At 65.8% G+C, this 22,298-nt stretch carries 18 protein-coding genes and 2 pseudogenes; 14 read left to right on the top strand and 6 right to left on the bottom strand.

The features are described from left to right. Positions 1-22 precede the first annotated feature (22 nt). Positions 23-1,072 (top strand): annotated as a pseudogene (locus ACSFA3_RS02375) (ESPR domain-containing protein); the annotation flags it as partial. A 188-nt stretch (positions 1,073-1,260) separates the two neighbouring features. Here the strand turns inward: ACSFA3_RS02375 and ACSFA3_RS02370 are convergent. Then, positions 1,261-1,476 carry a hypothetical protein gene (locus ACSFA3_RS02370; RefSeq protein ID WP_435504999.1) on the bottom strand — a complete coding sequence of 72 codons (216 nt, stop codon included), beginning with the start codon at positions 1,474-1,476 and terminating at the stop codon, positions 1,261-1,263. Between ACSFA3_RS02370 and ACSFA3_RS02365 the strand changes: the two are divergent. After that, positions 1,463-1,897, top strand: a pseudogene (locus ACSFA3_RS02365) (hypothetical protein); the annotation flags it as partial. The gene ACSFA3_RS02370 and the pseudogene ACSFA3_RS02365 sit on opposite strands and share 14 nt — an antisense overlap. Positions 1,898-2,061: 164 nt before the next feature. Here the strand turns inward: ACSFA3_RS02365 and ACSFA3_RS02360 are convergent. Further along, on the bottom strand, positions 2,062-2,322 hold the full coding sequence (locus ACSFA3_RS02360; RefSeq protein WP_435504998.1) for a hypothetical protein: 261 nt from the start codon (positions 2,320-2,322) through the stop codon (positions 2,062-2,064). A gap of 73 nt (positions 2,323-2,395) precedes the next feature. On the opposite strand from ACSFA3_RS02360, the gene ACSFA3_RS02355 reads away from it, so the two are divergent. Further along, positions 2,396-6,799 (top strand): beta strand repeat-containing protein, encoded by a 4,404-nt coding sequence (locus ACSFA3_RS02355; protein WP_435504934.1) that lies wholly within the window; start codon positions 2,396-2,398, stop codon positions 6,797-6,799. Between the two features lie 42 nt (positions 6,800-6,841). On the opposite strand, the gene ACSFA3_RS02350 is transcribed toward ACSFA3_RS02355, so the two are convergent. After that, positions 6,842-8,395: a helicase HerA-like C-terminal domain-containing protein gene (locus ACSFA3_RS02350; RefSeq protein WP_435503795.1), complete on the bottom strand. Its 1,554-nt coding sequence runs from the start codon at positions 8,393-8,395 to the stop codon at positions 6,842-6,844. Between the two features lie 103 nt (positions 8,396-8,498). On the opposite strand from ACSFA3_RS02350, the gene ACSFA3_RS02345 reads away from it, so the two are divergent. The 11 genes from ACSFA3_RS02345 to fabG are packed head-to-tail and all read left to right on the top strand — an operon-like array spanning position 8,499 to position 19,422. Then, on the top strand, positions 8,499-8,813 hold the full coding sequence (locus tag ACSFA3_RS02345; protein WP_435503794.1) for a phosphopantetheine-binding protein: 315 nt from the start codon (positions 8,499-8,501) through the stop codon (positions 8,811-8,813). Between the two features lie 15 nt (positions 8,814-8,828). After that, the gene (locus ACSFA3_RS02340) at positions 8,829-9,476 is read left to right on the top strand and encodes a COG4648 family protein (RefSeq protein WP_435503793.1); all 648 of its coding nucleotides are present in this window, start codon (positions 8,829-8,831) and stop codon (positions 9,474-9,476) included. 23 nt (positions 9,477-9,499) lie between these two features. Next, positions 9,500-11,242, top strand: a complete 1,743-nt coding sequence (locus ACSFA3_RS02335) for an ApeI family dehydratase (RefSeq protein ID WP_435503792.1) — start codon at positions 9,500-9,502, stop codon at positions 11,240-11,242. Next, positions 11,242-12,216 carry an acyl-CoA synthetase gene (locus ACSFA3_RS02330; RefSeq protein ID WP_435503791.1) on the top strand — a complete coding sequence of 325 codons (975 nt, stop codon included), beginning with the start codon at positions 11,242-11,244 and terminating at the stop codon, positions 12,214-12,216. The genes ACSFA3_RS02335 and ACSFA3_RS02330 overlap by 1 nt, the downstream gene beginning before the upstream one ends. Further along, positions 12,173-12,784: a LolA-related protein gene (locus tag ACSFA3_RS02325; RefSeq protein WP_435503790.1), complete on the top strand. Its 612-nt coding sequence runs from the start codon at positions 12,173-12,175 to the stop codon at positions 12,782-12,784. Before ACSFA3_RS02330 ends, ACSFA3_RS02325 begins: the two co-directional genes overlap by 44 nt. Then, on the top strand, positions 12,781-15,207 hold the full coding sequence (locus tag ACSFA3_RS02320) for an MMPL family transporter (protein ID WP_435503789.1): 2,427 nt from the start codon (positions 12,781-12,783) through the stop codon (positions 15,205-15,207). The genes ACSFA3_RS02325 and ACSFA3_RS02320 overlap by 4 nt, the downstream gene beginning before the upstream one ends. Before the next feature lie 15 nt (positions 15,208-15,222). Next, complete coding sequence (locus ACSFA3_RS02315) at positions 15,223-16,071, top strand: polysaccharide deacetylase family protein (protein WP_435503788.1); 849 nt, start codon at positions 15,223-15,225, stop codon at positions 16,069-16,071. Next, the gene (locus tag ACSFA3_RS02310; RefSeq protein WP_435503787.1) at positions 16,068-16,823 is read left to right on the top strand and encodes a class I SAM-dependent methyltransferase; all 756 of its coding nucleotides are present in this window, start codon (positions 16,068-16,070) and stop codon (positions 16,821-16,823) included. Before ACSFA3_RS02315 ends, ACSFA3_RS02310 begins: the two co-directional genes overlap by 4 nt. A gap of 10 nt (positions 16,824-16,833) precedes the next feature. Then, positions 16,834-17,325: a hotdog family protein gene (locus ACSFA3_RS02305; protein ID WP_435503786.1), complete on the top strand. Its 492-nt coding sequence runs from the start codon at positions 16,834-16,836 to the stop codon at positions 17,323-17,325. Continuing rightward, positions 17,322-18,647 carry an MATE family efflux transporter gene (locus ACSFA3_RS02300; protein WP_435503785.1) on the top strand — a complete coding sequence of 442 codons (1,326 nt, stop codon included), beginning with the start codon at positions 17,322-17,324 and terminating at the stop codon, positions 18,645-18,647. Before ACSFA3_RS02305 ends, ACSFA3_RS02300 begins: the two co-directional genes overlap by 4 nt. A 43-nt stretch (positions 18,648-18,690) precedes the next feature. After that, positions 18,691-19,422 carry a 3-oxoacyl-ACP reductase FabG gene (gene fabG, locus ACSFA3_RS02295; RefSeq protein WP_435503784.1) on the top strand — a complete coding sequence of 244 codons (732 nt, stop codon included), beginning with the start codon at positions 18,691-18,693 and terminating at the stop codon, positions 19,420-19,422. A gap of 1 nt (position 19,423) precedes the next feature. Here fabG and ACSFA3_RS02290 read toward each other — a convergent pair whose 3' ends face one another. The 3 genes from ACSFA3_RS02290 to ACSFA3_RS02280 are packed head-to-tail and all read right to left on the bottom strand — an operon-like array spanning position 19,424 to position 22,277. Next, positions 19,424-20,068 (bottom strand): LysE family translocator, encoded by a 645-nt coding sequence (locus tag ACSFA3_RS02290; protein WP_435503783.1) that lies wholly within the window; start codon positions 20,066-20,068, stop codon positions 19,424-19,426. Continuing rightward, a complete protein-coding gene (locus ACSFA3_RS02285) occupies positions 20,069-21,091 on the bottom strand; it encodes a C-terminal binding protein (RefSeq protein WP_435504933.1) in 1,023 nt (340 codons plus the stop codon). Continuing rightward, complete coding sequence (locus ACSFA3_RS02280; protein ID WP_435503782.1) at positions 21,045-22,277, bottom strand: beta-ketoacyl-[acyl-carrier-protein] synthase family protein; 1,233 nt, start codon at positions 22,275-22,277, stop codon at positions 21,045-21,047. The genes ACSFA3_RS02285 and ACSFA3_RS02280 overlap by 47 nt, the downstream gene beginning before the upstream one ends. Positions 22,278-22,298: the final 21 nt, after the last annotated feature.

Genomic DNA, 22,298 nt, shown 5'->3' with positions numbered 1-22,298 from the left:
AGCCAACATATTCAAGAACATCATGAACAGAAGCTATAAATCGATTTATAACGAGTCGCTGGGTGCGTGGGTCGCTGCATCGGAAATCACCATGAGTGGAGGGCGTAAGTCAAAGGGATCCATCAAAGCGGCTGTTGTACTTGCTGCGGCACATTTTTCAATGCTTCTATGCTCAAGCTCAATTGCTGGCGAGTTTTCGAGCCCGAACGGGAATGCTTCGGGTTTTTATACGATCGCGATTGGGCTTAGCTCGATTTCTACAGGTGACGATGCGATAGCGATAGGTAGTCAAGCCAATGCGGGAGGCTGGGAGTCCTTGGCGGTTGGGTTTGGAGCAAAAACTGTGGGAATTCGTGCTCAAGCAATGGGCAACTCTGCATCCGCTCAAGGGAACGACAATCTTGCCATCGGTAGTTTTGCTAAAGCAAATGCTGGATATGGTTCTATCGCTATAGGATCATCCGCATCGGCAACTGCGCAGCTTGCGACTGCAATCGGATCAAGCACAATCGCTGCGGAAGAGGCTTTTTCTGGCGGTAATGGCGCTAGGTCAGGCTATGCTGGCACTGCAGTAGGCGCCGGGGCAAATTCAGAGAGTTCCAGTGGGGGAACAGCAGTTGGATATGTCTCCATCGCTGGGCTGAATGCTTTTGCTGGCGGCATTGGTGCGCATGCAACTGGAACAAGCTCTGTTGCGATAGGAAACGGGGCTATCGCCAGCGCGGAAAACTCAATTACGATTGGACTTAGCTCTGCGGCCTCTGGTATTAACAGCATCGCGGCCGGTGTCTCGGCAAAAGCAACGGGCTCCAGTGCCGTCGCATTCGGCGAGACCTCGGAAGCAGCGGAGCTAGCAATTGCAGCCGGCAGCAAGTCCAAGGCTTTCACAAAGGGCGTGGCTATCGGAGCCGAGGCGCTGGCCAACAGTTCCACCGGTGGCACTGCAGTCGGTTATCAGGCCGAAGCAGGTGGTAACTCATTCGCCGGCGGCACCGTAGCAAAGGCGACCGGTAACAGCTCAGTAGCGGTGGGCGTTTATTCCGTATCGAATCAGAGTAATGCAGTCGCTATCGGTGCAGGCGCAGCAGTGTCTGTTTTCGGTGCAGGCGGCATCGCCCTCGGCGCAGGCGCATTGGTCACAAATTCTTCGGGTATTGCCATCGGTGGAATCAGTGGCACAGGATCCGCGACAGGTGCTTCGACCAAGGCGAGTCCCAGTGGCAGCGACGATGCGTTCAGTTCACTCGCCTTGGGCGGTGCCTATGCGGTCGCAGGTGCAACTGCCGTCGGAGCATCAGCGCTCAACGAAGCAGGCATCGCCATCGGCGGCGCGCAATCGCGCGGTACGGGGTCGGCCTTTGGTGCCTCGGCTGCTGGCGGCGGGCACAACGGCGTGGCGATCGGCGGTGCAAGCTCGAACGGTGCCGGGACTGCGACCGGCGCCGCTGCAAATTCGGCAAATATGGCGACAGCCATTGGTGGTGCGATGGCCTCCGCCGGGAACGCACGAGGTGCGGTCGCAACAAGCCTAAGCTTTGCGCTAGGCGGAGCCATTGGTTGGGGCACAGCCGATTCAGTCGGGGCAACGGCGGGCAACGTCGGTGCTCTTGCGATCGGTGGAGCTTCAAATCCGGGTGACATCGGTGTTTCGACAGGCGCCACTGCAAATGGAGTTAATTCGATTGCGATCGGTGCAGTAACTGCGAGCAATGCAACTGGAGCTGCGGCGTTAGGCGCCAATTCCATTGCAATCGGCGGCACCGATGTTGCCGGCGGATCCGGCGCACGTGCCCTGGCGGCAGACTCGATCGCAGTTGGACGCGCGGCCTCTGCCAGCGGCTATAACTCCACGGCAGTTGGCGCAAGCACTAATGTAAACACCGAAGGCAGTGTCGTATTAGGAAATACCGCCTCTTCTTTCGTCGCAGCGCCGACGAACTCCCTCACCGGAACGAATGGCTTAGGCGCGGTCGCAGTCGGCGGTGCTTCAGGATCAAACGCAACGGGCGCGACTGCAATCGGTGACGGATCGATATCTCTGGGCGCCGGTATCAAAAACATCTACCCGGGCCTTTTCGGCGGCACTGTCACAGGGGCCAATGCGACGAACAGCGGTTCGATCGCCATCGGCTCCGGCAACAACGGCGGCGGCAACGGCGACTCGCGAGGCGCCCAATCGACCGGTATTTCTTCCATCGCGATCGGCTCGGGCAACTGGACGGGTAGCGTCGGCGCTGTGGCCTCGGGTACGCAATCCATTGCAATCGGCGGATCGAACGCGCACAACGGTGTCGGCGCGACATCGGCTGGAGTCGGAGGCATAGCGATCGGCGCTTATTCCAACGTGGTCGACACTGCACCGCAGGGAGTCGCGATCGGCTGGAACTCTCGCGCCTTGGCTCTCTACGGTCTGGCACTTGGAGTCAACGCGGCAGCCAGCGGCTCCAATTCGGTGGCCATCGGAGTGAATTCGTCGACTGCGGGCGAGAACTCGGTCGCCCTGGGACAAGGCACCAATGACAACGGAGCCTTGAACGGTACCGTGTTGGGCGCGGGTGCAAACATAGCTGCAGGCCGCGCTGGTAATAACGTCGCTCTGGGAGCAAATGCGAGTGCCGTCCGTGGATCGAGCGCATCCTTCACCGGCTATGCACTTGGAACCGCCGAATCGACCGTCGGCGAACTGAGCATCGGTTCCGCAGGCAACACCCGACAACTGACCAATCTCGCTGCGGGCACCGCCTCCACCGACGGTGTCAACGTTTCGCAACTCGCGGCGGTCGGCGGCAATCTGGCTGTTGCGCTGGGTGGCGGATCTTCTTTCAATGCAGCTTCGGGTGCGTTCACGGCGCCGAGCTACAGCGTGGGTGGCGTGGTTCGCCATGACGTCGGCTCGGCGCTGGCGGCTACGAATGCGTTGGGCGTCCAGTACGTGCCCAACGGATCGGGCGCGCCGACGGCATCCGTCGACCTGACCAAGGGCAATACGCTTTCCGCCGTGACGATTTCAGGCGTCGCGCCGGGGGCGGTGTCGGTGACGTCGGCCGACGCTGTCAATGGGTCTCAGCTCTACGCAACCAATCTGAGCGTCGCCACGCTCTCGAATTCAATCGACAGGGGCGCCATCGGTCCGCTGCAGTATTCCGGTTCCGGCACGCCGACGGTGTCCAACGGCGGGATCAAATCGAACGACATGACGTTGATCGGCGCTTCCGCATCGGTGGCTGTCGGGCTGCATAACGTTTCCGCCGGCTTGACGACGGCGGGGTCGACCGACGCTGTGAATGGCGGACAGCTGAACACGGTGCTTGCGTCGGTCGCGACGCATCTCGGTGGCGGTGCGGTTTACGACCCGGCGTCCGGCAAGGTCGTAGCACCCTCGTACACCGTCGATGGAAACACCTACGACAACGTCGGCGATGCGCTCGCCAACGTCGACGACTCTGTCAGCGGGGGCGCGGGCGTCAAGTATTACCGTACGAATTCGACGCTGGGCGACAGCGTCGCTTCAGGAGTCGATTCGACGGCGGTCGGCGGAAATGCCGTGGCTTCGGGCATCGCCGCCATAGCGCTCGGACGCAACACGCTTGCCGACACCGCGTCGGCGGTAGCCATCGGCGATGCGGCCGTGGCGACCGGCGGCAAGGCGGTCTCGATAGGCGCAGGCAACAGGGCAAGCGGCAATGGCGCAGTCGCGATCGGCGATCCGAACAACGCCACCGGAACGGGTTCCGTGGCGGTCGGTGCGGACAATACTGCGGTCGGCGACGGCGCCGTTGCGGCGGGCAACCTGAATGTCGCCAACGGCAGCGCAGCGATCGCCATGGGAACGTCCAGCACGGCGGTCGGTGTCTCGGCCATGGCTTTCGGTGCCAGCGCGACTGCTGCAGGACAGAACGCGATGGCTTTCGGATCAGGCAGCAATGCGGCGGGGATCGGGACGATCGCCATCGGGTCGGGCAGCAATTCGTCGTCGACCAACAGCGTTGCGATCGGCGCCGGAAGCAATGTTTCCGTCGCCGGCAGCGTCGCGCTCGGTGCGAGCTCGAGCGCGACGCGCGGAGCGTCGGGCAGCTACACGGCTTACGGCTCGGGTGCGGGGCAATTTTCCGCAGGAGAAGTCTCGCTGGGTTCCGCAGGGTCCGCCCGTCAACTCACCAATCTCGCGCCGGGATCTGCAGCGACGGACGGCGTGAACGTCGGGCAGCTCACGACCTCGGTCAACGGACTCGCGACGAATGTGGCGAGCGTTCTGGGTGGAACCGTCAATGCATCGACCGGCGCCTATGCCGGCACCACGTACAACACGGCAAACGGGTCGACCGCGACCACCGTACAGGGCGGGTTCGACAGTTACAACACGGCGATCACCGGTCTCAACAACGGCGGCGCCGGCCCGGTGCAGTTCTCGGACCCGGGGACGCCGACCGTACGCAACGGCGGCACCAGGACCAACGACATGACGCTGGTGGGCGTTGCGGCCGGGCCGGTCGGGCTGCACAACGTGCGCAGCGGTTCGACGGCTGTGGCGTCGACCGACGCCATCAACGGCGGCCAGCTGAACACCGGTCTGGCATCGGTCGCAACGAGCCTGGGCGGCGGATCCGCCTACGACCCGGTGACCGGCAAACTCACCGCACCGTCGTTCACGGTCGGCGGCACGACGTACAACAACGCCGGTGCGGCATTCGCAGCGGTGAACAATTCGGTCGCGAACGGCGCCGGCATCAAATACTTTCACGCGAATTCGGCCGCCGCGGACGCGCAGGCGCAGGGCGCCGAAAGCGTGGCGATCGGAGCGGCGGCCATCGCGAAGTACGCAGGCAGCATCGCGTTGGGCTCGGGCAGCGAAACCGACGCTGCGGCGCCCGCGGGGCTCGGCTTCGTCACGGCGACTGCAGCGCCGGCGTCCGAGTTATCGGTCGGCACGGCGACGGCGCAGCGGCGCATCACCAACGTGGCCGCCGGTTCGGCCGGCACCGATGCCGTGAACGTGAGCCAGTTGGGCGCGGTGACGGGCAACATCAATTCGGCAATCGGGCAGACCGTCTTCAATGCGCTGACAGGGGCTGCGGTCGCGCCGAGCTTCACGGTCGGCGGGCAGAGCTACAACAACCTCACGAGCACCGTGAGCGCGATCGACAGCGGCCTGACTGCGACCAATGCGGCGTCTGCCGCTTTGCTGGGTGCGATCAACGGCGGCACGGTGGGCCTGCTGAAGCAGGTTGGCGGTGCGCCCGGAACGGGCATCCTGACGGTCGGTGCCGCAACCGGCGGTACGGTGCTGAACGTGGCCGGTACGGCGGGCAACCGTGTCATCAGCGGAGTCGCGGCGGGCGTCGCAGGCAGCGACGCAGCGACGGTGGCGCAGGTCGCAGCGGCCGGTACGGTAGCTGCCAATACCTGGATCACGGCGAGCACGCCGACCTACGCTGCGCCGTCGGCCAGCGGTGTCGGCAGCATGGCGGTCGGCAATGGCGCCACGAGTACCGGCACGCAGTCGGTGGCGATCGGCGAAAACGCCTCCGACGGCGGCAGGAACAGCGTCGTCTCGGTCGGCAGCGCCGGTGCCGAGCGGCAAATCGCGAACGTGGCGGCCGGCACGGCGAGCACCGATGCGGCCAACGTCAGGCAGGTCGGCGACCTGGCGGCCAAACTCGGCGGCGGAGCGCAAGTGCTGGCGGACGGCACGGTGCAGGGCCCGACCTACACGATCGACAACTACACCACCGCCGGTACGCTCGCATCTGCGAACTACGGCAATGTCGGCGACGCCATCGGCGGCCTGAGCGGCTCGATCGTCAACCTCAGTGCTGCAGTGAAGACCGTCACCAGCGGTGGCGGCACCTACGTCCAGTCGAATACCACCGGCGCCGCCGCGCAGGCCACCGGGATCGACAGTCTGGCGATGGGCCCCGGCGCCACCTCGATCGGCGAAAGCAGCATTGCGATGGGTTCGGGCAGCAACGCGGCAGGCAAGGGCGCGGTTGCGCTCGGATTGAACAGCACGGCTGTGGGTCTCGAAGCAACGGCGGTCGGCGCGACGGCGAAGGCCATCGACGGCGGTACCGCCCTGGGCAGCAATGCAGATGCGAGCGTTGCCCAGCGCGGCACGGCGATCGGCAACAACACCGTCGTCAAAGCCGACGGCGGCGTGGCGCTGGGCGCCGGCAGCGTGGCTGAACGCGTGGGCCTGGCCGGAGCGAAGGAAGCGATGTCCGGCGCGGCGGTCGCCTCGACGCAGGGTGCGATTTCCGTCGGAACCGAAGGCGGCGAGCGCCAGATCGTGAACGTCGCGGGCGGTACCAAGGCGACCGACGCCGTCAACGTTCGGCAACTGCAGGCGGTCCAGGCCGGCAGCACGCAGTACGAGCGCAATTCCGACGGATCGGTGAACTACGGCAAGCTCGTCCTCGGCGACGGCCAGTCACCGAACGGCACGGTGGTGTCGAACGTGGCGCCGGGTGTCGCGGGGACCGATGCGGTCAACGTCAATCAGCTCGGTAGCGCGCAGACGGCGACCAACAGCCGGATCGATGCCGTGAACAACCGCGTGGACAGCGTCGCGCGCAATGCCTACGCAGGCGTCGCCTCGGCGATGGCGGTGCAGATGCCGGGATCGTCCGTGCCGGGCAAGGTCGCGATGCGGGTCGGTTCCGCAGTGTTCAAGGGCGAGAGCGCCATCGGCGTCAGCTTCAGGCGCACTTCGCAGAGCAACGCCTGGACCGTGACAGGCGGCGTCGGCCTCAGTCGCGCCGGCGCGGCTGCGACGGTAGGTGCGGAATGGATCTTCGACTGATCGACCGGGGGCAGGAAGGGGACGCCCTCATCAGCGCTCTGATCAGCGCCCCTTCTTGCCGCCGAAGATTCCGCCCAGCACGCCTCGCAGGATCTCCTTACCGAGACTGGTGCCCACGGTGCGAACTGCGGATTTCGCCATCGTCTGCGCCAGTCCGTCGTGCTTGCCGCCACGCGGTCCGGTGGTGCCGAACAGGATGTCATTCAGGTTGCCCATCAGCCCGCCGCCCGCAGGTGCAGGTTCAGCCGTACCGAGAGTCCCGACGGTCCCCACAGGTTTGCCCGATGCCTTCCCGGCATCTGCCGGCAGACCCGGCGCCGCGTCTGCGCGTGCCTTGAGCTTCTCGTACGCCGATTCCCGATCGACGGCCTTCTCGTACACACCGGCGACCAGCGAATCGGTCATCAGCGCCTGCCGCTGGGCCGCGCTGATCGGCCCTAGCTGACTGGCCGGCGGCATCACGAAGACGCGTTCGGTGATGCTGGGGCTGCCCTTGGCGTCCAGAAAGCTCACCAGCGCCTCGCCGACCGCGAGTTCCGTGATCGCGGCCTCGATGTCGAGGCCCGGCTTTGGTCGCATGGTCGTGGCCGTCGCCTTGACGGCCTTCTGGTCGCGCGGCGTGAAGGCGCGCAGCGCGTGCTGCACCCGGTTGCCTAGCTGTGCCAGCACGGCGTCCGGAATGTCGAGCGGGTTCTGCGTGACGAAGTAGACGCCGACGCCCTTCGAGCGCACCAGCCGCACCACCAGTTCGATGCGCTCGATCAGCGCCTTGGGCGCGTCCTTGAACAGCAGGTGCGCTTCGTCGAAGAAGAAGGCAAGCTTCGGCTGGTCTGGATCGCCGATTTCGGGCAACTGTTCGAAAAGCTCGGAAAGCATCCACAGCAGAAAGGTTGCGTAGAGACGCGGCGAATTCATGAGTTTGTCGGCGCTCAGGATGTTGACCACGCCCTTGCCGCCGACCGTCTGCATGAAATCGGCGATGTTGAGCATCGGCTCGCCGAAGAACTTGTCGCCGCCCTGGCTCTCGATCTGCATCAGCCCGCGCTGGATCGCGCCGACGCTCGCGGCGCTGACGTTGCCGTACTGCGTCGTGAACTGGCTGGCGTTCTCGCCGACGTACTGCAGCATCGCGCGCAGGTCCTTCAGGTCGAGCACCAGCAGGCCGTTGTCGTCGGCGATCTTGAAGACCAGGTTCAGCACGCCGGCCTGCGTGTCGTTCAGGTCGAGCATGCGGGCCAGCAGCAGCGGGCCCATGTCGGTCACCGTGGCGCGCACCGGATGGCCCTGTTCGCCGAAGACGTCCCAGAGCGTGACCGGGGAGGCGGCAGGTTCGGCCGGCTCGATGCCGCGCGCCTTGAGCGTGGCGGCGAGCTTGTCGCCGATCTTCCCGGGCTGGCTGATGCCGGCCAGGTCGCCCTTGACGTCGGCCATGAAGACCGGCACGCCGATGTTCGAAAGCTGCTCGGCAATGGTCTGCAGCGTGACGGTCTTGCCGGTGCCGGTGGCGCCGGTCACGAGGCCGTGGCGGTTGGCCAGCTCCGGCAGGAGGAAGCATTCCGTCGTGTCGCGACGGGCTATCAGGAGAGGGTCGGCCATGCGTGTTCCGGTCGGGTCGAAACGCCGAAGTCTAGCCAACATGGCCTCCTATAATCCGCGGCGTCAAGCGCCTTTGTGCGTGAATTTGTTCCAGGAGTTTTCCTTGTCATCGACAGTCCCTACATCCAACACCGCCGATGGCGCCGCCGCAGAACAGACACCGCTCGAAAACGAGCTGGCCGTGCTGCTAGTCGATTCGCTGAATCTTGAGGTCGCGCCGGGCGACATCGACCCCAATGCGCCGCTGTACGGCGAAGGCCTCGGCCTAGACTCGATCGACATCCTCGAAGTGGCGCTCGAAGTCTCGCGCCGCTACGGTTTCCAGCTCCGTTCGGACGACGAACGCAACCAGCAGATCTTCACGTCGCTGCGCACCCTGGCGACGCACGTCGGCCAGAACCGCGTCCCGGCCGCCTGAATGGCCGGCTCCGCCATGTCGCGTTGGCGTCTGGCGCTCTATCTGCTCGCTGGCATCGCCTATGCGGGCCTCTCCCACTGGATGATGGTTTTTCATGCCGATGCGCCCTGGGCCATCGCCGTGTTGCTCGGGCCGCTCTGGCTGACCGCGCTGGGCATCGCCGGGACGCGGCTCGGCAGACTAGGCATCGCCGCGGTCGTGCTGGCGGGCGCGGCACTGGTCTGGGCGCTGGCGCGCGGTGAAGCGGGCAACCCCGACCGGCTTTACGTGCTGCAGCATTTCGGAATCAACGCGGTGCTGGGCTGCTGGTTCGGCGGTTCGCTGCGCGGCGGCCGGCTGTCGCTGATCGGCGAATTCGCGCAGCGCATCCATCCGCTGGTCGACGGCATGCGTGCGTACACGCGGCAGGTGACCTGGGTCTGGACGGCGTACTTCGCGATCACGGCGCTGGGTTCGATCGCGATCTACCTGTGGCTGCCGTTCTCGGTCTGGTCGTTCTGGGCGAACATGCTGAGCCCGGCGATGGTCGGCGTGCTCTTCGTCGGAGAGCATCTGCTGCGCTACCGGCTGCATCCCGAATTCGAGCGCACCCGCATGATCGATGCGATCCGCGCCTTCTACAGCCACGGCGCTGCGGCACCCGGCGCGTCCGCCAAACATTGAAATTCAATGAATCCGTCCTGCGCATGAGTCTGTCGAACAAATCCTCCCTTCTTCCGCTGCTGGCCGCTCGCGATCTCGACGCACCGCTGGCCTGGCGCCACGGCGTCGCCGTCAGCGGGCGGACGTATCTGGCGGATGTCGCGCGACAGGCCGGGCAGTTGCCGGCGCTGGGTCCGCTGGTCAATCTCTGCAACGACCGCTATGCCTTCGCGGTCGCGCTTGGCGCTGCGCTCATGCGCGGCCATGCAAGCCTGTTGCCGCCCGACGTCCGTCCCGAAACCATCGCCCGCCTGCGCGAATCGCATGGCGAGATCGTCGCCGTGACCGACGAGCCTTCGCTGGACACCTCGGGCATGGCGCGCGTGCTGGTGCCGTTCGGCGCCGTGGCGGCCGGGCTGGCCGAACCGGCGCCGGTCGTCGGTGACGCCCATGTCCCGGTTCCATCCTTTCCCGGCGACATGCATGCCGTCAGCCTGCTCACATCCGGCTCCACCGGCGTTCCGCAGCCGCATGCCAAGGAGTGGTGCACGCTGGTCGGCGACATAGCCGCCGCCGCCGGGCCGCTGGCGAAATGGCTTGGCCGCACGTCGCTCACAGGCATGACGCTGGTCGCTACCGTTCCCGTGCAGCACAGCTACGGACTCGAATCGTCGGCGCTGCTGGCGATGCTCGGCGGCGCGGCCTTCGACAGCGGCCGGCCGTTCTTTCCGGCGGACATCGTCAAGTCGCTGGCTTCGGTGCCGCGTCCGCGCGCGCTGGTGACGACGCCGTTCCATCTGAAGACGCTGGTGCTGTCCGGACTGGAGATTCCGCCGGTCGACCTGATCCTTTCCGCCACAGCGCCGCTGTCGCCGCAACTTGCCGCGCAGGCCGAGCAGGCCACCGGCGGCGTGCTGATCGAGATATACGGCAGCACCGAATCGGGCCAGGTCGCCTCGCGCCGCCCGACCGAAAGCGAAGTCTGGGAGACGTTCGGCGACATTCGCGTGCGTGCGCAGGCTGCCGGGGGTGGGGAGGGCGCCGAGCAGTTCGTCTTCGAGGGCGACTTCATCCCGCGGCCGACGCCGATGGCGGATGTACTCGAACTGCTCGACGACCGGCGTTTCCGTCTGTTCGGGCGCTCGAACGACCTGATCCACGTCGCCGGCAAGCGCAGTTCGCTGGGGCATCTCAATTACCACCTGAACAGCATTCCCGGCGTCGAGGACGGCGCGTTCTGGCTGCCAGACGAAGTGGCCGACGGCATCGTGCGTCCGGTGGCTTTCGTCGTCGCGCCGAAGCTGGCGCCGGGAGCGATCGTCGCAGAATTGCGCCATCGCATCGAGTCGGTGTTCGTGCCGCGTCGGGTCGTTCAGGTCGGGAGCCTGCCGCGCGAAGGCACCAGCAAGCTGACGGCGCGTGCGCTGCGCGAATTCGCGCTGTCGCAGATGGCGGCGGACGATACGCCGGTGCACATCACGCACGACGTTCCGGCCGATCACCCGGTTTTCGTCGGCCATTTCCCCGGCCAGCCGCTGCTGCCGGGTGCGCTGCTGGTGTCGGAAGTGATGGAAGCGATGGCGCGGGTGCCGGCGATGGTCGCCCGGCTCGGCGCGCACCCGACGCTGGCGGCGGTCAAGTTCCTGTCGCCGGTTCGTCCCGGTGCCACGGTCGACATATCGCTGCATCCGGAACCCGGCGCATCCCGCGGCGTGCGTTTCGAGGTGCGCTGCGGCGACGTGATCGCCGCGAGCGGTCGCTGGATTGCCGGCGAGGCCGCTGCCTGATGGCGCAGCCGATCACCGGAACCGGCTGGGCACATGCGCCCGAGCGCAGCAACATGATGGCGTTGCGCTTCATCTGCTGGGTGGCGCTGAAGTTCGGCCGGCGCGCGACCCGGCTGATCCTGTATCCGATCTGCCTGTATTTCCTGCTTTTCATGCCGGAGGCGCGCCGCAACACGAAGCGCTATCTGTTGCGCGTGATCGGCCCGAAAGCCGGCTGGGGCGACGGCTACAGGCTGCTGCACAGTTTCGGCTCGACCGTGCTCGACCGCGTGTTCTTCCTGCGCGGCCGGCTGGCGCTTTTCGACGTCCAGGTCACCGGCCAGCATCCGGTCGAAACCGAGGCTTTCGAGGGCCGCGGCGCGTTCCTGCTGGGTGCGCACATCGGCAGTTTCGAGGCGTTGGGCGCCTGCAAGCAGCAGAGTTCCGACAAGGAAGGCCTGCGCGTCGCGATGCTGATGTTCACCGACAACGCGCAGCGGATCATGTCGATCCTCAAGGCGATCAGCATTCCGGAGATGCGGCCGAACGTGATCGCGCTCGGCCAGCCGCATTCGATGCTGCAGTTGCGCGACTGGCTCGACAGCGGCGGTCTCGGCGGCCTGCTGGCCGATCGCACGCTGCCGGGGAGCGACGATCCTTCGGGTCAGTCGCGAGGCAGTGCGGTGGTGCTGCCGTTCCTCGGGCATCCGGCGACCTTCAACGACGGGCCGTTCCGGCTCGCCGCCATCCTGCGGCGCAAGGTGTTCTTCATGGCCGGCCTGTATGTCGGCGGCAATCGCTACGATGTGATTTTCGAGCCGCTGGCCGACTTGACCGAGCGTCTCAAGGACCCGGTCGAGCGAGAACTGCGCATTCGTGCAGCCGTCGAAGCCTATGTCGCGCGGCTCGAATCGCTGTGCCGCGCCTATCCCTACAACTGGTTCAATTTCCATGATTTCTGGCTCGAAGACGCGGCTTCCTCGAAAGATTCTTAGTTTCACGGTCGCCGCCGCGCTGTTCTGCCTGGGCTCGGTGCCGGCGTGGGCGTTCGACCTGCCCGAACTCATGGGCCTGCTCGGCAAGCAGAAGCACGGCGAAGCCAACTTCGTCGAGCAGCGCTACGTGCGCGGTTTCGACGGCCCGCTGTCGGCCAGCGGCACGCTGAGCTTCACCGCGCCCGACCAGCTGGTGCGCAAGACGCTGTCGCCGCGTCCGGAAACCATGTCCGTCGACGGCAACGCGCTGGTGCTTTCGCGCAGCGGCCGGACCCGCACCATGACGCTCGACAGCATTCCCGAGCTGCTTGGGCTGGTCGAGGCGATGCGCGCCACGCTGGCCGGCAATGCGCCGGTGCTTGAGCGCTACTTCAAGACCAAGGTTGTCGGTACGGCGAACGAATGGGCGATCGATCTGGCGCCCATCGACGAGAGACTCGCCGCGCAGATCAATTACCTGCGCCTCACCGGGCGTGCCGGTGAGGTGCTCGGCGTCGAGATGGAATTTCGCGGCGGCGACCGATCGGTGATGACGATTTCGCCGCGCCGGCCGGGCGTCGCGCAGTGAGCGCTTCGACTGGCGCACCCAGCGCGGGTCCGAGCCGAGGTCGCCGCGCGCTGGTGTTGCTGCTCTGGCTGGCTGCCGTGCTGGCCGGCGTCGCCGTCATTTCCCGCACGCAGTTCAGCGCCGATCTCTCCGCTTTCCTGCCGGCCAGCCCCGATGCGCGGCAGCGGGTGCTGATCGAGCAGCTGCAGAGCGGCGTGGCCTCGCGCACGCTGATGATGGGCGTGGAGGGCGGCAAGGATTCGGCCCAGCGCGCCGACGTTTCCCGTGCGCTCGGCAAGGCGATGCGCTCCAGCGGGCTGTTCGAGCAGGTGCAGAACGGCGACAACAGCGACTGGCAGGAAGCCGGCACCTTCGTCTTCGATCACCGTTATCACCTGTCGCCCGACGTCACGCCCGAGCGTTTCACCGAGGCCGGATTGCGCGACGCCATCGTCGACACACTGTCGATGCTCGGCACGCCGGCCGGCAACATGGTGCGTCCGCTGCTCGAGCGCGACCCGACCGGCGAAACCCAGCGGATCGCCGAAGGCCTGATCCCGGCCAGCTCGCCGCGTACCGAGAACGGCGTCTGGGTGTCGCGCACCGCGCCGCGCGCGATGCTGCTGACGACGACCAGGGCGTCGGGCAGCGACCTCGATGCGCAGGCGGTGGCGATCGCGCGGGTGCGTTCGGAATTCGACAAGGCCGTCGCCACGGCCGGCGGCGCTGCAACCGATTCGGGCGCCGAGAAACCGCGTCTGCTGCTGAGCGGCGCACCTGTGTTCTCGGTCGAGAGCCGCGACAAGATCAAGGGCGAGGCGATCCACCTGGCGATCATCGGCGCCATCGTCATGGGCTGCCTGCTGCTGCTGGCGTTCGCGTCGCCGCGCGCGCTGGTGATCGCGCTGCTGCCGGTGCTGACGGGCGTCGTGGCGGGCACGGCGGCGGTTTCGCTGGTTTTCGGGTCGGTCCACGGGCTGACGATGGGTTTCGGCAGTACGCTGATCGGCGAGACGGTCGACTACGCCATCTATTACCTGATCCAGGCGCGCGGCGCTGCAGTGCGCGGCACCGGCTGGCAGCGCTGGCGCGACCTGAACTGGCCAACGGTGCGACTCGGCCTGCTGACGTCGGTCTGCGGCTTCGCGGCACTGCTTTTTTCGGGCTTTCCGGGATTGGCGCAGCTTGGCGTGTTCTCGATCGCCGGACTGGTCGCCGCCGCTTTCGTGACCCGCCACGGGCTGCCGATGCTGGCTCCCGATGGCGCGACCGGCATGGGCATGCGCCGCCAGATGGCGCGCGTGGCGGGGGGCATCGTCCATTACCTGCCGCGTCTTCGCCCCGCTTTCGTGGCGCTCGGCATTGCGGCGCTCGCCCTGATGGCCTGGCAGGGTGGCGAACTCTGGCGTGCCAATCTGACTTCGATGAGCCCGATTTCCAAGGCGTCGCAGGAGCTGGACGCCAGCCTGCGGGCCGATATCGGCGCGGCCGACGGCGGCACGCTGGTCGTCGTGCAGGCCGCGGACGAGCAGGGCGCCTTGCGTGCGACCGAAGCGGCCGGCCTCAAGCTCGATGCGCTGGTGGCCGATGGGCAGCTCGGCGGTTATGAAAGCGTCGCGCGAATGCTGCCGAGCATCGCGACGCAGCAGGCGCGCCTGGCCAGCCTGCCGGACGCGGTGACGCTGCAGAGCCGGCTGGTCGCGGCGACGGCGGGCCTGCCGCTTCCGGCCTCGATGCTTCAGCCGTTCGTGACGTCGGTCGAAGCTTCCCGCGCCCTCCCGCCGATCGTCCGCGCCGATCTGGCAGACGGTGCATTGGCGCCTGTGGTGCGGGCGCTGCTGTATGAGCGTGCGGGAGGCGGATGGTCGTCGCTGATCGCGCTGCACACGTCCGACACCTTCGATTCGGCCAGGCTGGCCGCAAGTCTGTCGTCGCTGCCGGAAGTGCAGGTCGTCGACATCGGCCGCGAACTCGGCAGCCTCTACGACCGTTACCTGCACGAAGCCTTCGTGCAGGTGATGCTCGGCGCGCTGGCGGTGGTCGTCCTGCTCGGTGTGTATCTGCGATCCGTCAAGCGCCTGGTCGCCGTCTGCCAGCCACTGCTGCTTGCAGTCGTGCTGACACTCGGCGGAATGGCTGCGCTGCACGTGCCGCTCGGCATCCTGCATCTGGTCGGGCTGCTGCTGATCGTTGCCGTGGGGTCGAACTACGCCTTGTTCTTCGATCAGCTCCAGGTCACCGGCCGCGCCGACGAAGACACGCTGGCTTCGCTGATGCTTGCCAACCTGACGACCGTGGTTTCGTTCGGCCTGATCGCGATCTCCGACATTCCCGCGCTGTCCGCCATCGGCCGAGTGGTGGCACCCGGCGCATTTCTGGCGTTGATGCTTTCAGCGGCGTTCGTCAGAAAAGAAAACAAAATAGTTACCGTAGAGGTCAGCTGAGTTACAAAGCAAGGCATGGCTCCTACTGTTTCTTCACCGGGTTCACCTCCCGTACAGGTTTCTTCCGGCTCTTCGCGACTGCCGAAATGGATCGCTGCCAGCGTCGGTCTTCACGGCGCGGCGCTTGGTGCCGCCCTGTGGGTGCCCGGCGCGACGCCGTGGGCCATCGGCGCGGTGGCCCTGAATCACGCGATCATTACCGGCGCCGGCCTGACGCCACGAAGCCGGCTGCTGGGGCCGAACGTCACGCGGCTTCCGGCTGCTGCCGTCGCCCGACGCGAGATCGCGCTGACGATCGACGACGGTCCCGATCCCGAAGTGACGCCCAAGGTGCTCGATCTGCTCGATGTGCACCGTCAGCGCGCCACCTTCTTCTGCATCGCCGACCGGGTCGCCGCGCACCCGGCGCTCGCACGAGAGATCGTGGCACGCGGACACAGCGTGCAGAACCACACGTCGTGTCATCGACACAACTTCTCCTTCCTCGGCCCGCACGGGTACGAGGCGGAAATCTCCCGCGCGCAGGACGTGCTGGCCGACATCACCGGCGAGCGGCCCACCTGCTTCCGGGCGCCGGCCGGACTGCGCAACCCCTTTCTGGCGCCCGTGCTCCAGCGGCTCGATCTTTCGCTGGTGAGCTGGACGCGGCGCGGCTTCGACACGCGCGAGCGCGATCCGGCCGTCGTGCTTGCGCGGCTGGTGCGACGTCTGGCTGCCGGCGACATCCTGCTGCTGCACGACGGCAACGCCGCGCGCACCCAGCAGGGCCGTCCGGTGCTGCTCGAAGTGCTGCCGCCGCTGCTCGCGCGCCTCAAGGCGGACCGCCTGCGCGCGGTCACGCTACCCCAAGGACTCACTGCATGACTCCCGTTTCTTCCCGCGCGGCGCATGACGCCGCGTGGCACCGCCTGCTCGACGCCGCGACCGAACCTTACCGGCGCGGCGGGCGTTTCGCATGGCACTTCGCGCGCGGAAAGCTCGGTCGCGACCCGGTGTTTCGCGGCATGCTGGAACGCGGCCTGATCGGGCCGGACCGCGCGCGGATCGTCGATATCGGCAGCGGCCAGAGCCTGATCGCAAGCCTTCTATCGGTTGCGGCGTCGATGCAATCGCAGGGTCAGTGGCCGAAGAGCTGGCTGGCGACGCCGCCGCGCACCGACTACACCGGCATCGAACTGATGCCCAAGGATGTCGCACGCGCTCGCGAATCGATCGGCCACCTCGTTCCGGTACCGCAGATCCTCTGCGCCGACATGCGTACCGCGACGCTGCCTGCTTGCGATCTGGTCGTGATCCTCGACGTTCTGCACTACGTCGATCTCGAAGCGCAGGAGGGCGTGTTGCGCCGGGTGCGCGATGCGCTATCGCCGGGCGGGCGCCTTCTGTTGCGTATTGGCGACGCCTCGAGTTCGCGCGGTTTCGCTGTGAGCCAGTGGGTGGACCGCACCGTCACGCGCGTTCGCGGACACAAGGTTTCGCCAACCTGGGGCCGAACGCTGGAACAATGGAAGGTCTTGCTGGCGCGGCTCGGCTTCAAGGTGCTGAGCGTGCCGATGAGCGAAGGCACGCCGTTTGCAAACGTGCTGCTGGTCGCAGACCTCGAACCTTCCAATTGATGCTGCCTTCATGACGACTCCCCAGACCCTCGACCGTGCCGGCATCGCGCGGCGCATTCCGCACAGCGGCAGCATGTGCCTGCTGGACCGGCTCGAAAGCTGGGATGCGACGGCGATCCACTGCACGACTTCGAGCCATGCGCTCGCCGACAATCCGCTGCGTACCGCGAGCGGCCTCCTGGCACCGAACCTGATCGAATATGCCGCGCAGGCGATGGCGCTGCATGGCGGCTTGCTGGCGCCCGAAGGTGCCGAGCCGTCCGCCGGATTCCTGGCGAGCGCGCGCAACGTCCGGCTGTCGGTAGCCCGCTTCGACGACGTGCCCGGCGCGCTGCAGGTGCACGCCCAGCGCATGTCGGGCGACGCACGACAGGTTCTGTACGAATTCGCGGTGCGCGACGCGGGTGGAGCGGCGTTGGCGGAAGGCCGGGCCGTCGTCGTGCTGAACACGCCGCTGGCGGACGCTGCTGCCGCCGCCGCCAGCGGCGCAGTTTCCCGATGAGGGCTCTCGTCACGCGCCTGCGCGCGGATCCGCGCTACGCGAAGTTCTTCGAATGGGGCGTGCTCGTCTCCATCACCGGCTCGGCGCAGATGCTGGTCCAGGGCCTCGGCCTGCTGAGCGGCTTCCTGATCATCCACATGCTGTCGACGCACGAATACGCGCTGTACACGCTGGCCTACACGATGCTCGGAACGCTGGTCGCACTGGCCGACGGCGGCATCACTGCCGGTGTCCTGGCGCACGGAGCGAAGGCCTGGCAGGACAAGGGCGCGATGGGCGAGACCGTCGCGACCGGCCTGCAGTTGCGGCGCAAGTTCTCGATGGTGAGCCTTGCGGTGTCGATGCCGGTGTTGTTCGTGCTGCTGGTCAAGCATGGCGCGGCCTGGCAATTCGCGGTGCTGATTTTGCTGGCACTGGTGCCGGCGTTCCTGGCCGGCCTGACCGAAGACATCCTCGAAGTACCGGTGCGTCTCAACCAGGACATCACGGCGCTGCAGAAGAACCTGATCGCGGTCAACGTACTGCGTTTCGTGCTGCTGCTTTCGACCATCTTCCTGCTGCCGTTCGCGGCCATGGCGATCCTGGCGAACGGCATTCCTCGCATCTGGGCCAACTACCGGCTGCGCAAGATCGCGTTCAAGTTCACCGATTTCGCCAAGCCGCCGAACGCCGAGATACGTCGCGGCATCCTGGCGATGGTCAAGCGGACGCTGCCGGGCGCCATCTATTACTGCCTGTCGTCGCAACTGTCGGTCTGGCTGATCTCGATCTACGGCAACACCGAGGCCATCGCGCAGATCGGTGCGCTAGGTCGGCTGGCAGCCATCCTGACAGTCGTCGGCGGCATCTTCTCGACCCTGATCGTGCCGCGCTTCGCTCGTCTGCCCGAGCGCAGCGACGTGCTTTTCAAGCGGCTGATCCAGATACTGGGCCTGATGTTCGTCATCAGCCTTGTGTCGTGCGGCATCGCGTGGTTCTTCCCGACGCAGGTGCTCTTCCTGCTCGGAAAGAATTACGCCAACCTCGACATCGAGCTGTTCCTGAGCGTGCTCGGCGGCTGCGTCTCGATGATGGTCGGCATCGCGTATGCACTATCGCTCGGACGCACCTGGGTCGTTCCGGTCGCTTTCAACGTCACGTCCTGCATCGTGGTGCAGGCGCTGCTGATATTCGCGCTCGACTTCTCCACCGCGCGCGGCGTGCTGGTCTACGGCCTGCTCAACAGCATCTGGGTCTTCGCCGTATTTCTCGGCTACCTTGTCTACCGGATCTTCCTGCTGCGCAAGCACGAATCCAGGACCGCTGCGGACGCCGTCCCCTGATCACGGCCAAGTCAATGCCAAGAAAACGAAGCGAGATAGAAAAATGAGTCTTTCCGGAAAACGTGCACTCGTGACGGGTGCCAGCGGTGCGCTCGGAACGGCCATCGCCTTGCGCCTCGCCCGTGACGGCGCCACCGTGCTGCTGCATGCAAGCTCGCGGCCGCAGGCGGTCGAGGCGCTGGCCGAGACCATCCGCGCGGCCGGTGGGCAGGCCGAATGCCACGTCTTCGATCTGTGCAGCGACGAGGCGACCGCTGCCGGCTGCGCTGCAGTGCTCGCGGGCGGGCCGGTGCAGGTTCTGGTCAACAACGCAGGCGTCCACGACGATGCGGTGATGCCCGGCATGCGCGCCGAGCAGTGGCACAAGGTGATCGACGTGTCGCTCAACGGCTTTTTCCGCGTCACGCAGCCGTTGCTGCTGCCGATGATGCGCACCCGCTGGGGCCGAATCCTGAATATTTCGTCGGTGGCATCGCTCACCGGCAACCGTGGCCAGGTCAATTACTCGGCGGCGAAGGGTGCGATCAACAGCGCCACGAAGTCGCTGTCGCTAGAAGTCGCGTCGCGCGGCGTCACGGTCAATGCCATCGCGCCGGGAATCATCGCCTCGCCAATGGCCGATGCGGTGTTCGATCCCGCGGTGATCGCGCAGATGGTTCCGGTCAAACGCGCCGGCACGCCGGACGAGGTGGCGGCTCTGACCGGCTTCCTGGCGAGCAATGAAGCGGCTTACATCACCGGGCAGGTGATATCGATCAATGGCGGGATGATCTAGGTCAGAAGATCAGAGCAGCAGCCGCGAAACAGAGCAGCACCGCGCCGGTCGCGATATTGATCGCGGCCTGAAATCTCGGGCTCTCGAGCTTTTCCTTCATGCGCGAGATGAAGAAAGTCAGGAAGAAGAACCAGCTCGCAATGATCGACGCGTGTATCGACACCATCGAAAATCCTGCATATATCGCTTGATGGCCTGAATTCTGGCCCGCAATGAATTGCGGGAAAGCGGCCAGGTAGAACATCGATACCTTCGGATTGAAGAGCTGCGTGATGAAGCCCTCCCGAAAACTTTCCGCAGGGGATTTCGCTATCGCCGACAGCGTCCTTGCGCTTCTTCTGGTCGCCTTTCCGTTCAGGAATTCGATTCCTGTCCAGAGCATCTTCAAGCCGATGTAAGCCAGGTAGAAACCGCCTATCGCCTTGACGACGAAATAGAGATTCGGGCTCGACAGCACGATCACCGAGATGCCGAAAATCGACAGTGCGCCGTGAAAGAAGGTTGCGCAACACAGTCCGGCGATATTGAAGGTCGCGATCTTCGGGCCGAAACTGGAGGCGTTGTTGATGATCAGCATCGTATTGACGCCCGGCGACAGCACCAGGAACAACGCAATCAGCGAAAAGCCCAGCAGACCGGTGTTCATCTAGCCGGCGATCGTATTTCTGAAGACGCCTTCATATAACGCAAGCCGCACCGTTTCCGTGGCGTCCTTGCGCTGTTCGATATGCGACGCATCCGAGTAATAGGCGTTGTGCGGATTGATTACCAGCCTGCCGGAAAGCCAATCTTCGTTTCTGCGCCACGCGGCGATCAGGTAATCGTCGCCGGGTGGCTCGACCGGCAGGACATCGAGGAAAACCCGAAATTCGTCGTTTGCCCGCATGTGCAATTCCAGGGTGTAGAGCGACTGCATCAGCATGCCGCGGCCGGTATTGACCAGGATGGCATCGGGCTTCATTCGCTCCAGGAATCCGGCGTCGATCATTCCGGCGGTTTCGTCGGTCAGCGGGCAATGGAGCGACACGATGTCGCTGGCGCGCAGAAGGTCGTCCAGTTTGCCGACGTAATTCAGACCGAGAGATTTCCAGACGCCTTGCTCGACATGGGGGTCGTAAGCCGAAACATGGAAGCCGAAGGCTTTCAGCCTCAATGCCGTTGCGATTCCGATTTTCCCCAGGCCGATCAATCCGACATTCCGTGTGCTCGAGCGCCAGGTCGGCAGGTTGTGCTCCTGCCAGGCATCGCCGTGACGGCGCGCGAGGTTGTCGTGCCTCGACACACCCCTGACGCCGTTCAGGATCATTGCGCACGCCGTGTCGGCGACTTCTTCGGTGCAATAGGACGGATTGTTCGCGAACCGGATGCCCGCGCGCGTCAGCGAGGCGACGTCGATCTGGTCGTAGCCGATACCGTAGCGAACGACGAGCCTGCAATTCTTCAGGCGCCGCGCGGTCGATTCGGTGATCTGTGCGTGCCAGACCAGCAACGCGTCGAGATCGGCGAGATCCGATTCCCTGAAATCGCGCTCGTCGAGCGAATTTAGGACGTGCCGTCCGACCCATATGGCAGACGGCCAATACGAGCTTGTCGTATTGACTAGGCCGACTGGGCAGCCGGATTCATGCAGGACTCGGCGGTGTGAACAACAGCACCGAATTGGTCCCACCGAAGGCAAAGGAACTGCTGATGGCGGCACGCAGACCGGACGCCGCCGCACCGCCGACCGGCACCAGATTTAATTTGCAGTCCGCGTCGACGGCCTCGCCATGCACATTCGGCGGAAGTTGCCGGCGGTGCAGCGCCAATACGGTGATCAGCGCTTCGAGCGCTCCGGCTGCACCGAGCAGATGGCCATGCAGCGCCTTGGTCGAGCTCACCTGCAGCCGGTCGAGCGCGTCGCCCCACACCACCGCGAGGGCTTCGCTTTCGACCGCATCGCCGATGCGTGTCGCGGTGCCATGCGCGTTGCAATACCCGACGTCTTCCGGCAGAAGACCGGCCTGGTGCAACGCCGAGCGCAGCGCGCGCGCCTGGCCCTGCGCGTCGGGTTTGGTCAGGTGCGTGGCATCGCAGCTGCCGCCCCATCCGGAAAGCGTCGCGTAGCTGCGCGCGCCGCGAGCGCTGGCATGCTGCTCGGATTCGAGGATCAGGAAGGCGGCGCCTTCGCCCAGTGCGAAGCCGCTGCGGTCGGCGGCGAACGGACGCACGGCACGCGCCGCGTCGCCGGGTTCGAAGCCGGCCAGCGTCTGCATCGCCTGCCAGGCCAGAACCACACCGGGCACGATCAGCGCTTCGCTGCCGCCCGCGATGGCGATGTCCACTTCACCGCGCGCGACCGCTTTCGCGGCTTCGGCGATCGCCACCGATGAAGAGGCGCAGGCCACTGAATAGGTCAGCACCGGACCCTGCGCGTTCTGCCGCATCGCGACATGGGAGGCGGGCGCATTCGGCATGAAGGACGGGATCGTCAGCGGAGGCACGCGCCCGCCGCTACGGTACGCCGATTCCAGCGCCGCGGCGCCGCCCATGCCGCAGCCCGCGAAAACGCCGATCCGCTCGGGCGCGACGTCGCCGGACCTGCCGGCGTTCGCCAGGCCTGCATCTTTCATCGCCAGATCGGCCGCCGCGACGGCCAACTGGCTGACGCGGTCGACACCGGCCAGCTGGAGCTTCGTGAACCAGCGCGAGGCGTCGAAAGCAACCGTTGCGGCCGCAGCCGGTTTCGGCAGTTCGGGAAAGACCGGATGCATCGCCGATTCGCCGCGCATCAATGCGTCGAACAGCTCCTGCAGGTCATCGCCGTGCGGCGACACGGTGCCCAGACCTGTGACGCCGACCCGGTGGGCATGCATGGACCGAAACTCCCTCACGAA

This window comes from Variovorax glucosi (assembly GCF_051216695.1).
Lineage (GTDB): Bacteria > Pseudomonadota > Gammaproteobacteria > Burkholderiales > Burkholderiaceae_C > Variovorax.
Note: the sequence above shows the minus strand (reverse complement) of the source record. Positions and strands in the feature narration are given on the sequence as shown.